This window comes from Vreelandella sedimenti, from assembly GCF_013416325.1.
GTDB classification, from domain to species: Bacteria; Pseudomonadota; Gammaproteobacteria; order Pseudomonadales; family Halomonadaceae; genus Vreelandella; species Vreelandella sedimenti.
Window position 1 is genome coordinate 16287 of sequence record NZ_JACCGK010000006.1, and the last position, 13154, is coordinate 29440.

Annotated in this window: 10 protein-coding genes; 9 read left to right on the forward strand and 1 reads right to left on the reverse strand. The window is 54.3% G+C overall.

Going from position 1 to position 13154, the window contains the following annotated elements:
- The first annotated feature begins 43 nt into the window (after window positions 1–43).
- From HZU72_RS07800 to HZU72_RS07835, 8 genes are all read left to right on the forward strand, one after another.
- The gene (locus tag HZU72_RS07800; protein WP_180091273.1) at window positions 44–1024 is read left to right on the forward strand and encodes a TAXI family TRAP transporter solute-binding subunit; all 981 of its coding nucleotides are present in this window, start codon (window positions 44–46) and stop codon (window positions 1022–1024) included.
- Between the two features lie 157 nt (window positions 1025–1181).
- Window positions 1182–3776, forward strand: coding sequence for a TRAP transporter permease (locus HZU72_RS07805; protein WP_180091274.1), 2595 nt, complete (start codon window positions 1182–1184; stop codon window positions 3774–3776).
- 11 nt (window positions 3777–3787) lie between these two features.
- The gene (locus HZU72_RS07810; protein ID WP_180091275.1) at window positions 3788–4216 is read left to right on the forward strand and encodes a universal stress protein; all 429 of its coding nucleotides are present in this window, start codon (window positions 3788–3790) and stop codon (window positions 4214–4216) included.
- Between the two features lie 325 nt (window positions 4217–4541).
- On the forward strand, window positions 4542–5360 hold the full coding sequence (locus tag HZU72_RS07815; RefSeq protein ID WP_180091276.1) for a DUF2189 domain-containing protein: 819 nt from the start codon (window positions 4542–4544) through the stop codon (window positions 5358–5360).
- Between the two features lie 165 nt (window positions 5361–5525).
- Window positions 5526–6023 carry a putative pterin-binding protein gene (locus HZU72_RS07820; RefSeq protein WP_180091470.1) on the forward strand — a complete coding sequence of 166 codons (498 nt, stop codon included), beginning with the start codon at window positions 5526–5528 and terminating at the stop codon, window positions 6021–6023.
- Entirely contained in the window at window positions 6013–8259 is a 2247-nt protein-coding gene (locus HZU72_RS07825; RefSeq protein WP_180091277.1) for a hybrid sensor histidine kinase/response regulator, read from the forward strand. The genes HZU72_RS07820 and HZU72_RS07825 overlap by 11 nt, the downstream gene beginning before the upstream one ends.
- On the forward strand, window positions 8240–9406 hold the full coding sequence (nosP, locus tag HZU72_RS07830) for a nitric oxide-sensing protein NosP (RefSeq protein ID WP_180091278.1): 1167 nt from the start codon (window positions 8240–8242) through the stop codon (window positions 9404–9406). The genes HZU72_RS07825 and nosP overlap by 20 nt, the downstream gene beginning before the upstream one ends.
- Window positions 9375–10787 (forward strand): ATP-binding response regulator, encoded by a 1413-nt coding sequence (locus tag HZU72_RS07835; RefSeq protein WP_235976032.1) that lies wholly within the window; start codon window positions 9375–9377, stop codon window positions 10785–10787. Before nosP ends, HZU72_RS07835 begins: the two co-directional genes overlap by 32 nt.
- On the opposite strand, the gene HZU72_RS07840 is transcribed toward HZU72_RS07835, so the two are convergent.
- Window positions 10784–11461, reverse strand: coding sequence for a response regulator (locus tag HZU72_RS07840; protein ID WP_180091279.1), 678 nt, complete (start codon window positions 11459–11461; stop codon window positions 10784–10786). The genes HZU72_RS07835 and HZU72_RS07840 overlap by 4 nt on opposite strands.
- A gap of 116 nt (window positions 11462–11577) precedes the next feature.
- On the opposite strand from HZU72_RS07840, the gene exaC reads away from it, so the two are divergent.
- Window positions 11578–13098, forward strand: a complete 1521-nt coding sequence (gene exaC / locus HZU72_RS07845) for an acetaldehyde dehydrogenase ExaC (RefSeq protein WP_180091280.1) — start codon at window positions 11578–11580, stop codon at window positions 13096–13098.
- Window positions 13099–13154: the final 56 nt, after the last annotated feature.

Below are 13154 nucleotides of genomic sequence, written 5' to 3' on the forward strand. Positions count from 1 at the left end.
AATATCAAATACGCTCACAACATCAATACAAAGAGGTGTGTTCATGAAACGCCATGTATTTTCCACTACTGCCTTCTCCAGTGCGCTACTTGCCGCCGCTGCTTTCGCCTCACCGGCAATGGCACAGGATGACGAGCAATTCATCACCATTGGCACCGGTGGCCAAACCGGCGTTTACTACGTCGTGGGTCAGTCGATCTGTCGTTTGGTTAATCGTCTCGAAGACACCGATATTAAGTGTAATGCACCTTCTACCGGGGGCTCTGTTGCCAATATCAATGGCATTAAGTCTGGCGAATTGGACATGGGTGTCGCTCAATCCGATGTTCAGTATCAAGCCTACAATGGCACTGGGAACTTCGAAGGCGAGCCCTACGAAGAGCTGCGTGCGGTGTTCCGTGTCCACGGTGAACCGTTGACGCTGCTTGCGCGGGCTGACTCTGGCATCGAGACGCTCGATGATTTGGAAGGTAAGCGTGTCAATATTGGTAATCCAGGTTCGGGCCAGCGCAATACCATGGAAGTGGTGATGGAAGCCAAGGGCTGGACTGAAGATACCTTCTCGCTGGCATCTCAGCTTGATGCTGCCGAGCAAGCGGCGGCACTCGCTGATAATAACGTCGATGCCATGGTATACGTGGTTGGCCACCCCAATGGTTCCATTCAGGAAGCTACCACGACCGTTGATGCTAGTCTGATTCCGTTGAACGACGAAGACATTCAAGGCATCGTCGATGAATATCCTTACTACTCCGCATCGGTAATTCCGGGTGGCCTGTATCGCGGCAATGATGAAGATGTCGAAACTTTCGGCGTGGCAGCGACCTTTGTCACCACCGCTGAGGCTGACGAAGAAGTGATCTATCAGACCGTCAAGGCGGTTTTTGACAACTTCGATCGTTTCAAGCGTCTGCATCCGGCCTTCGAGAATCTTGATCCAGAAGAGATGGTGAGTGAAGGGCTTTCCGCGCCGTTGCACGACGGGGCAGCGCGTTACTACCGTGAACAAGGCTGGATTGAGTAAACCAGAAGCCTAAGGTGATACTACCTTAGTAAGAAATGCGCGGTTACCTCAGGGTGCCGCGCATTTTGGTTTAGAATGTTGATAGGGCGTTTAAAATGTTGATAGGGCATTTCGATATGGCAATGATGCGTCAATCGACTCGGAGCGGGGCAGGCAGATGACAGACGATAAGAACAGGCCTTCGGGAGCCGGAGTAGACTTGGAGGATATGGTCGCCTCCAGCGACACGGGAGCCCGCAAGCCAGCCGGCATGCCCGGGAAGCTTTTGGTAAGCATTGCGGCAGCGTGGTCTCTTTTTCAATTGTGGATCGCTTCGCCAGTGCCCTTCGTCCTTGGGTTTGGTGTATTTAGTGCCACTGAGGCGCGTTCTATTCACTTGGCCTTTGCGCTTTTTTTGGCTTATATGGCCTATCCGGCGCTTAAGCGCTCCCCGCGCGACCGTGTGCCGATTCAGGATTGGGTGCTTGCAGCGGCGGCAGCCTTCTGTGGCGCTTACATGTTTATGTTTTACGAGCAGTTATCCCAACGCCCCGGTGCCCCGATACTGCAGGACGTTATTATTGGTATAGCCGGGATACTGCTGCTGCTCGAGGCGACGCGCCGAGCGCTAGGCCCGCCGTTAATGATTGTAGCGTCGGTTTTTCTTCTCTATAGCCTGGCTGGCCCTTGGATGCCGGGTATTCTTTCCCATGGTGGGGTGAGCCTCTTTGGCTTGATTAATCACCAATGGTTGACGACTCAGGGGGTCTTCGGTATCGCTCTGGGGGTATCAACCAGCTTCGTGTTTCTGTTTGTGTTATTCGGTGCCCTGCTCGATAAGGCGGGTGCTGGCAATTACTTTATCAAGGTGGCGTTCTCACTACTGGGTCACTATCGCGGCGGACCAGCGAAAGCTGCCGTGGTGGCTTCGGCCATGACCGGTCTGATTTCCGGCTCCTCGATTGCCAATGTAGTAACTACTGGTACCTTCACGGTGCCGATGATGAAACGTGTTGGATTTTCCGCGGAAAAGGCGGGCGCTGTCGAAGTGGCGTCATCGGTCAATGGGCAGATTATGCCTCCGGTGATGGGGGCGGCTGCTTTTTTGATGGTCGAGTATGTGGGCATCTCTTATGTCGAGGTAATTAAGCATGCTTTCCTTCCCGCGCTGATCTCCTATATTGCGCTGGTCTACATCGTTCACCTTGAGGCCCTCAAGGCCAACATGAAGGGGCTGCAAAGCAGTAACCCACCTAAGCCGCTGGTCAATAAAGTGATTGGCTTTCTCGGTGGTTTGCTACTGATGATGGGCACCGCTCTGGCTGTTTATTACGGCCTTGGCTGGCTCAAGCCGGTACTGGGGGATGCGACCCCCTGGGTGGTAGCCGTTGGACTTACGGTCATTTATATCGCCCTACTCAAACTGGCGGCCGGTTACCCAGAGCTCGAGCTCGATGACCCTAACCAACCGATCTTTACACTGCCCCAGACCAAACCGACGGTGTTGGTTGGCTTGCAGTACATCTTGCCGGTTATTGTGCTGGTGTGGTGTCTGATGGTGGAACGTTTATCGCCAGGACTGTCGGCTTTCTGGGCCACCGTTTTCATGATTTTTATCATTATTACCCAGCGCCCCATCACATCGATTTTTCGCGGACGCAGCGATATGAGGGCAGATCTGCGTGAAGGTGCGATGGATCTGTGGAGTGGCCTGGTCACTGGTGCCCGCAACATGATCGGCATCGGCATTGCCACGGCTACCGCCGGTATCATCGTCGGTGCCGTCTCCCAGACCGGGGTGGGTCTGGTGCTTGCCGAAGTGGTGGAAACACTGGCCATGGGCAACTTGATGCTCATCTTGCTGCTTACCGCTGTGCTTAGCTTGATCCTCGGCATGGGGCTGCCTACGACAGCAAACTACATCGTCGTATCGGCACTACTGGCACCGGTCATCGTCAACCTGGGCGCTGAAAATGGCCTGCTGGTACCCTTGATTGCGGTACACCTATTCGTGTTTTACTTCGGCATCATGGCCGACGTTACCCCGCCGGTGGGGCTTGCCTCCTTTGCGGCGGCGGCAGTCTCCGGCGGCGATCCCATTCGAACCGGTTTCCAGGCGTTCTATTACAGCCTTCGTACCGCTGCGCTGCCGTTTCTGTTTATCTTCAATACCGATCTGCTACTCATCGATGTGACCTTCCTTCAGGGAGTGCTGATCTTTGTGGTGTCGACCATCGCCATGTTGATCTTCGCCGCCGCGACCCAGGGCTTTATGATTACGCGCAACCGCTGGTATGAGTCTATCGTACTGCTGCTGATTGCGTTCACGCTGTTCCGGCCCGGTTTCTGGATGGACATGATTCATGATCCCTATGAATCCATCCCGCCCGCGCAATTCGTCGAAGCGCTGGGTGATGTGGACGAAGACTCCACTTTGCGCTTGCAGATTGCGGGTCTTGATGATTATGGCGATCCCATGACCACTTACATGACATTACCGGTACCTGAAGGCGAAACAGGTCAGGAGCGACTCGATAACCTGGGCATGGAGCTATTTATTGAGGGTGGTACGGCCACCGTTGATATGGTGACCTACGGCAGCCAAGCGGCAGAGCTCGGTTTCGACTTCGATCAAGAAATCATCGAGGTTCTGGCCCCCGTCGACCGCTGGACTAAGGAGCTAATGTGGATTCCTGCCTTCTTGGTCTTTGGGCTGATCGTATTGATGCAGCGTCGGCGTCGCGATAACATGCAAGCTGCCGCCACCGCATGAAGGAGAGTGTCATGTACAGCAAGATCATGTTGCCGGTGGATTTGAACGAGGAGTCTTCCTGGTCAAAGGCGCTGCCCACAGCCCTGACGCTATGTCGAACTTTTGGCGCCTCGCTTCATGTGGTGACGGTACTGCCGGACTATCGTATGCCCATGGTGGGCTCCTACTTCCCCAAGGATTTCACCAAGAAAGCGCATGCAGCGATCACCGATGCGCTTCATGACTTTATCAAGACGAATGTGCCCGACGACATTCAGGTACAAAGCGTCATTGTGGATGGCTCACCTTGGGAGGCCATTATCAAAGCCGGTAAGAAACTGGACGTCGATCTAATAGTCATGGCCTCCCACAATAAGCGTAAGTTTGTCGATTATGTGCTCGGCCCCAATGCAGAGCACGTTGTGCACCATGCCAAAATGTCGGTAATGATTGTGCGCTAGACATTCAGAGCGTCACGTAAGGAAAACCAAAACTCCGGGCAGTTGCTCGGAGTTTTTTTATAGGTGCCCGTCGCGAGTCTTGACTATATCGGTTTTTACTAACGCAGCAATTTAATTGGCGATTCGCAGCTATTTCGTGGATTTTTTGTACGCGCATCTCAAAGCGTAGCCCCCAAAGAGCGTTGGTCAGCTACATTAAGAGTGTATTAACAAAGAATGTTAAGCCATTATTTAGTGTTAATACCGTCAACGGGTAATGAGTGTTGATGCCTTAGAGGTAAATCCTGAATTCAGGGTCTATATCAGGAACAACAGGAGTGATGCCATGAATGCGGCTACAACAAAAACAAACCACCATTCGGATCAACCCAGCGTTAAAATCACTATTAACAAGGTGGGATTGGATCGACCCAGGGCGTGGTTGGCTGCTGGCGTAGAGGATTTCCGCCGGGCGACGGTAGTGAGCCTCTCTTATGGCATGTTTTGGGTGGGTTTGAGTATTGCCATTACTCTTGGCGCCTTCACCATGGGCTACTGGTACTGGCTGTTGCCCATGATTGCCGGGTTTATGTTTATTGGCCCGCTGGTGGCAGTAGGCTCTTATGGTATCAGCCGAGCGTTGGAGCGTGGACAAGTACCTAACCTAGGTGATGCGTTTGGAAGCTGGAAGCCCCATGCTGGCCAACTGGCGATGATGGGCGTCATGATGATGATCTTCTTCCTCGCTTGGATCCGTTTGGCCACGCTGCTGTTCGCACTCTTTTTCGGTTTTGAAGTGCCTAGCCCCGCGTCGCTCTATACTGCGCTGCTGACCACCTCAGAAGGCTTGGGTATGCTGGCAGTGGGCACCGTCGCAGGTGGAATTTTAGCCTTTGGCGCCTTCGCCATCAGCGTTGTAGCGATTCCCACCTTGATGGATCAAGACCTAACCTTTATGGAAGGGATAGAAGCTAGCGTACGCTGTGTCGCGCGTAATTTTCGCGTGATGCTGTTATGGGCGGTGATTCTTACCCTGTGCGTTCTGGTTGGGGTGATGACGTTTTATATTGGGCTCGCGCTTATTTTGCCCGTGCTAGGACATGCCAGTTGGCACGCCTACGAAGATTTGGTGCGCTTTGAACCCTTCGAGAAAATCAAATCGTAACCCAGGTGTGAACAGTAAATAACGCTTCAGTGACGAAAAAAACAGTATTTGCCCTGACCTGCTTAAGGAGATGGCGTAATCTTTACGCTGTCTTCTTTTATTGTTCCTGGGAGCTATAACCAGCGGGCAACCTTGCGTGAGGTGTTTACTGTGAAAGCGTGGTTAATGGGGTGGGCCGTGCTGATGTTCAGCACTCCCCTGGCGGGGCTTGCTGATTCAGTCGATGAACTAGACGTGCCTAACGGGCCCGTTATTTTGACCGTCAGCGGTAACATTGATCTTACCAACGTAGGGAGTGAAGCGCAGTTTGACAGGGCCATGTTAGCGGCTTTACCACAGTATGAATTTGATACCAGCACGCCGTGGACAGAGGGCAGCAGCCACTATAGTGGCCCTTTAATGCGTGATCTTTTGGCGCTATTAAGCTCCGACGGTGATGCGGTTCACGTTTCCGCGCTGAACGGTTACGAAGCCGAAATACCGGTCAGTGATTTTATTGCTCACGATGTCATTTTAGCCATCGAAAAAAACGGTGAGGCGATTCCGATTCGCGAATATGGCCCTTTGTGGGTGCTCTACCCCTTTGATCAAGATGAAGCGCTGTTAAGCGAAAAAATCCGCTTTAGAGCGGTATGGCAGGTTATGCATATTAATGTTCTCTAGCGCTCCTGGTGCGCAGGCTTCCAACCTACTGCGTTATCCTCGCCGTTTTAAGCTCGTTGCCATTGTCGCGGTGTTACTGTTCGCTGCGGCGTTGGTCGTCGCTACCTTGGCCGCTTGGCGGCAGGAAAATCTAACCCAAAGCCTGCGGGAAGATACCGCCTGGGTTGTCTATAAACTGGATCGTGATGCGGTACAGCTACTTAATCATTTATTGGCAGCAACCCGTGAGCCGATAACTCCGACCGCTCATGAGGAGCTAAATCTTCGCTTTGAGCTACTTTATAGCCGTATAACGCTGCTTAACGACGGCGAAGTCAGCAACTTGCTGCAGCAGATCGATACCGCCCGTGAGCTACTGGAAGAAATTCAGCAGCAGCTTGATGTGCTGGACATCATATTCGAACCCTACGGCGTGTTTGATCAACTGCCGATAGCAGCGCTGGAAGATGAACTCCAGGCACTAACGCAACTGACTGAACGCCTGGTTATTGCTATTAACGGCTATTTAGCCGAATCGGCGACGGAGGAGCGTGCCCAGCTCAGTCTGCTTTACAAGTTGCTGATGAGCCTGATTATTGGCATGAGCTTAGCGGCGTTTCTGGTGATTGCTTTTTTGGTGCGTGAAATGCGTGAGAGTGCGGCGATAAGGCGGAGTCAGGAACAGCTTGGCCGGCAGCTGGAAGTCACCGCCAAACAGGCTCAGGCGGCGAATCAGGCAAAGTCAGACTTTTTAGCCATGGTCAGCCATGAAATTCGCACGCCGCTGAACGGTGTTATTGGCATGAGTGAGCTGCTGCGCGAATCCGCAAGCCCCGCTCAGGTAGAAGATTACGCTCATACGATCCATGACAGCGCCAACCAATTGCTGGCGATGATCAATGAAATTCTCGATTTCTCAAAAATCGAAGCAGGGCACTTAACCCTTGAAACATCGCCTACGGAACTCAAGCCGCTGATCGATAGTGTTGTCGTGCTATTTGCGCCCCGAGCAAAAATGAAAGGGTTAACGCTATCGGTCAATGTCGATGCACTGGTGCCTACCTGGGTGCTTGTCGATGCAGGTCGGCTGAGGCAAATCCTGCTTAATCTTATTGCCAATGCGATCAAATTCACCGATCACGGTGATGTCAGCGTACGAGTCTCTTCGACGGTGGAGCAGTTACTGTTTGAGGTCTGTGATACGGGCTGTGGTCTAAGCGAACAGCAACAGCAGCGTCTATTTGAGCCTTTCCAGCAGGCAGATGAATCGGTGGCACGTCGATTTGGTGGCACCGGGCTAGGGCTGGCAATTTGCAAACGGTTAAGCGAAGCCATGCAGGGGCGATTAGGGGTAAAAAGCCAATTAGGCCAAGGTAGCACTTTCTGGTGTGAGTTGCCCTTGATCGCCGCTGACCCCGTATCCAGAACGCTGCCCCCATCCCCCAAACGGGACTTTACCGGCACAACACTGCTGCTGGTAGAGGATAATGCCGTTAATCGCAAAGTCGCGATGGGCTTGTTGGTGCGCTTAGGTTGCGATGTCGTCTGGGCCGAGAACGGCCATGATGCCTTGGCCATGGCTGAATCCCAACAGGTGCATTTGATCTTTATGGATATTCAACTGCCCGATATGGATGGCCTGACGGTCACCCAGCGTTTGCGGGAACAGGGTGGCTGGCTGGCCAGTGTGCCGATTGTTGCCATGACGGCTGGAGGTGCTGAAGATGACCGTAAACGCTGCCTGGCGGCGGGTATGGATGATTACATCACAAAGCCACTGTCACTGTCGGCGTTAAGTAACGTGTTGGCGTTACAACTTTTTGCGACCCCAGACGCAACGCCTTTACAGGCATTAGCGGTTTCTCCTCCGTTAACCAAGCAGCAATCACTCCTTAACAGCGATACCCTTGGCATGCTGAAAACGACGCTAGGGGAGGCGAGCGTGACACAGCTGATCATGCTATATCATCAGCAAGTAAGCGATTACTCCGCTCAGTTGGCTGCGTGTTTGGCCGCTACTCCCCTAACGTCAGAGCAGACACAGCAGGTTGTGCGGCTTGCCCACCAACTGCGCGGCGAGTCATTGAGTATGGGGGCCGACCAGCTTGCCGAATTGGCGCAGCAGCTTGAAAAATTAGCTGAAACGCAACATGCGACATCCAAGCAGCTTGATGATGCGTTCTGCGCGTTAAGGCTTGCAGCGGCGCATACATATGCCGCACTAGAGAGGTGGTGCCGTGACCACTTATCAGGTTGAGCAGGGCATTCTTACTGCGGCCAGTCAGCAGGCTAATGCTTGCCAGGCAGCGGCGGAGTTAGCCGACGCTTTACGGCACGAGCACTTGGGGTTCGTGCTGTTCTTCTGCAGCGCGGAGTATGATTTAGCCGCCCTGGCAGACGCGCTGGAAAGTAGTTTTCCCACCACGCCGCTAAGTGGCTGTACGACGGCTGGGGAAATAACCCCGGGAGGCTATGACCGCGGTTCTATCGTGGCGATTGGGTTTGATCGCCGACTGTTTGCCATTGAAACGGCGCTGATCGATGACCTGGAGCATTTTGAACTAGCCAACGCTCAACCGCTGGTCGATACGCTGTTGGAGCAGTGCCGCCAACAAACCATCGCGCCGATTAATGAACACAGCTTTGCGCTGACCCTATTGGATGGCTTATCCAGCCGTGAAGAGCAGGTGCTCGCTACCTTAGATGCCGCCCTAGGCCGCATCCCCAGTTTCGGCGGCTCGGCGGGTGACGACAATCACCTTAGCCATACCCATGTATATACCGCTGGGCGCTTTTATACCCGTGCAGCAGTGGTGGTAATGATCAACACCCGGCTGCCTTTTGAAGTGTTTTCAACCCACCACTTAATGCCATTGGCCCACAAACTCGTAGTGACCGAGGCTGACCGCGAACAGCGGCGGGTGATAGAACTCAACGGGTTGCCCGCCGCCCAGGTATACGCCGAACTGGTAGGTAGTTCACCTGCACAGCTCAACGCTGGCATTTTTGCCCGTCATCCATTGGCCGTACGTATCGGCGGACAGCACTACGTGCGCTCTATTCAGCGTGTTAATAGCGACAGTAGTTTGAGCTTTTACTGCGCGGTGGAAAACGGCATTGTACTGACCGCCATGCAGCCCACGCCGCTATTGGATAATCTCAGCGTGATGCTTGCTGGAGTAGGTGCCCGCCTAGGCGCGCCGAGCATGATTATTGGCTGCGACTGTTTTCTACGTAGAATGGAGCTCGAGGCGTTACAACAGCTGGATCAGGCATCGCAGTTGCTGCGCCAGGCAGGTGTAGTGGGGTTCAATACGTACGGTGAACAGCATCATGGTATGCATGTGAATCAAACGTTTACGGGGGTGGCGTTTGGATCTCTTCCAGCTAACCACAAACACTGACGCAACTCATCGCACTGAAGCGTCCAATAGCAATGATGCGGCGAGCGCTGAGGCGTTGCGGGAAGAGAACCGTCGCCTGCGTAAAGTTTGCCACGCGCTGATGGAGCGGGTGGAAACGGGGGGCGGCGCCGACCCCGCGCCCTATGCCGCGTTTGAGCGCTCAGTGTTACTTGCCGAACAGGTGCGAGAGCGCACTGATGCGCTGCACCGCACCTTAGACGAACTGAGCCAGGTCAATACGCGCCTACTGGCCGCGAAAGCCGAAGCCGAAGCCGCTAACCTCTCCAAAACGAAATTTCTGGCGGCGGTCAGTCACGATTTGCTTCAGCCACTCAATGCCGCCCGGCTGTTTGCCAGTGCGTTAGAAACCCACTCGCTTCCTGATACCTCACAAGCCCTGGTCGGCCATATTGGCCGCTCGCTGAAAGATGTTGAAGGCTTGATAGGAACGCTAGTGGATATCTCACGTTTGGACGCAGGCGTACTCCACGCCGATAAAGCGCCTTTCGCGGTGAGCACGCTGCTAGATGCGCTGGCAGAGGAGTATCGCCAAGTGGCCGGGGTGCGGGGGCTGACACTGCACTACGTGCCTTCTAGTGCGGTGGTCGAGTCGGATCTAGCGTTGCTGGCGCGAGTGATCCGCAACTTCTTAAGCAACGCGGTGCGCTATACCGAGCAGGGGCGCGTACTGCTGGGCTGTCGGCGGAGACGAGATGGCCTGGAAATTATGGTGGGCGATACCGGCCCTGGGATCCCTGAGCAGCAGCGGGAAGCGATCTTTCTGGAGTTTCGCCGCGCTAATCAGTCCAATAGCGCTCACAGCCGCGGTTTGGGGTTAGGTCTAGCCATCGTTGACCGGATCAGCGCTATGCTGGGACAACCGATCTTGCTCGCTTCTCGCCCTGGTGCGGGTGCACTATTTTCGATCACCGTGCCTTACGCGACGGTCGCGCCCCCCGCAGTGGCGCGCACTCATTACACTCCGTTGCCTGACATTGCCGAGGATCCATTAAGCGGCTGTGTCATTTGGGTGATTGATGATGACCTGGCGATTATAGAAGGTATGCAGGCGCTACTGGGCAGTTGGGGGTGCCGAGTGCGCGCCGCCGCCACGGTGAGTGCGTTGGAGGCCGCCAGCGACGGTGAGCGACCGGCAGTGTTGCTGGTGGATTACCATTTGGGCGATCACCGCGAAACCGGCATTGAGTTGGCCGCACGACAGCAGCGCCGTTATCCAGGCTTGGCAGCGGTGGTGATTACTGCCAATCACGAGGCGGAGATTAAGCGCGCAACCCGCGAAGCGGGCATGTACTGCCTGCTCAAACCGTTAAAGCCCCTCCGGCTGCGCATGCTGCTAGCCACACTGCTCAATAAAGCCTAACGCGTGCGGTTGGCGCGGTGAAAGCTTAGATCTTCCTCACCGGCAATAACAATGGCGTGAACCCGGCTCGTGGCATTCAGCTTGCGCAGAATTGCCGAAACATGGGTTTTGACGGTCGTCTCGGCAATCAACAACTCCCGGGCAATATGCTTGTTCGACATGCCTGTCGTCATGCAAGCCAATACCTCTAGCTGCTTATCGGTTAAACGCGCCAACCGCTCGCTGGTCGATGCAGCATTTACGATGGGTGGCTCCGCAGAACTGCGCGGTGCTGGGCGACGCATGATATCGGGCGGCAGGTAGAGCTGGCCTTCAAGAATCTGCGTTAACGCCGCCAGCAGCGCTTCCCGAGGTGTGGATTTGGGAATATAGCCCACCGCGCCGAGGGTTATGGCATCGAGTACCAGCTGGCGCTCTTGATGTGCAGAAACAATCGCCACCGGCAACCAGGGAAATGCCTCCCGCAGTGCTGTCAGCCCCTCTAAGCCTTCCGCATCTGGAAGACTTAAATCCAGCAGCAGTAGATCTAACTCTGTTTGCGCTTCAATCAGCGTTATTGCATCAGCAAGGCTCTCTGCTTCCAATAGCAGGCTGCCTGCCAAGCCCCCGCTAATCACGGTTTGTAGCGCGTCTCGGAACAGCGGATGGTCATCCGCCACCACCAGGGAATACATGGCGTCTCCTACCAAGGGATGAGGGCTAATCCTGCCATCGGGCTATATCGCCATTTGCTTTAGTGAACAACACTGTCAATGCATCTTTAATAATCATAATACTCAGGAGCAATACAATGATCTACGCCAACCCTGGTGATACCGGTTCTGTGGTGTCATTTGAAAAACGCTATGGCAACTATATCGGCGGCGAATTTGTTGCCCCGGTGAAAGGCCAATACTTCGATAATATTAGCCCCGTCAATGGTCACGTCTTCTGCGAAATCCCCCGCTCAACGGCAGAGGATATCGATAAAGCGCTGGATGCGGCCCACAAAGCGGCACCTGCCTGGGGGAAAACATCCGCCCAAGAGCGCAGCAATATCCTGCTGAAAATCGCCGATCGTATTGAGCAAAATCTTGAAGTCCTCGCGGTGGCTGAAACCTGGGATAACGGTAAAGCCGTACGCGAAACCCTCAATGCGGATATACCGCTGGCCGTTGACCATTTCCGCTACTTTGCGGGCTGCTTGCGTTCGCAAGAAGGCACCGCGGCAGATATCGACGCCAACACCGTCTCCTATCATTTCCACGAGCCGCTGGGCGTGGTGGGGCAGATTATTCCCTGGAATTTCCCAATCCTAATGGCTGCCTGGAAGCTGGCACCTGCACTGGCGGCGGGTAACTGCGTGGTCTTGAAGCCTGCAGAGCAAACGCCTGCCTCGATTCTGAAGGTGATGGAAGTGATTGGTGATCTACTGCCGCCTGGCGTGCTAAATGTCGTCAACGGCTTTGGCGCTGAAGCAGGGCAGGCGTTGGCAAGCAGCAAGCGTATTGCCAAGATCGCCTTTACCGGCTCTACGCCTGTCGGTTCGCATATCCTGAAATGCGCGGCGGAAAACATCATTCCCTCTACCGTGGAGCTGGGCGGCAAATCCCCCAACATCTACTTTGCCGACATCATGAACGCTGAACCGACCTTTATTGATAAAGCAGTCGAAGGCTTGGTGCTGGCGTTCTTTAACCAAGGCGAAGTGTGCACTTGCCCGTCACGTGCGCTGATCCAAGAGAGCATGTACGAGGAGTTCATGGCCAAGGTCATCGAGCGTACTAAAACCATCAAACGCGGTAATCCATTGGATACCGACGTGCAGGTAGGGGCCCAGGCCTCTCAAGAGCAGTTCGATAAAATCATGTCCTACATGGATGTCGCCCGGGATGAAGGTGCTGAATTCCTCACCGGCGGTAATAAAGAGACCATGGATGATAGCATCAACAGCGGTTACTACATTCAGCCCACGCTGCTGAAGGGTAACAACCAGATGCGCGTCTTCCAGGAAGAAATCTTTGGCCCGGTAGTGGCAGTCACTACCTTCAAGGATGAAGAAGAAGCGCTGGCGATTGCCAACGACACCGAGTTTGGTTTGGGCGCAGGCGTATGGAGCCGCGATATCAACGTTGCCTTCCGTATGGGTCGAGGCATTCAAGCCGGACGCGTATGGACCAACTGCTACCACCAGTATCCCGCCCATGCGGCCTTCGGTGGCTATAAAAAATCCGGTGTTGGCCGTGAAACTCACAAGGTGGCGCTTGAGCACTACCAGCAAACCAAAAACCTGCTGGTCAGCTACGATATCAATCCGCTGGGCTTCTTCTAACCCGCCACGTTTTTCTATGTATAGCTAGCCCACACCGCCCAGCATCAGCCGGGCGG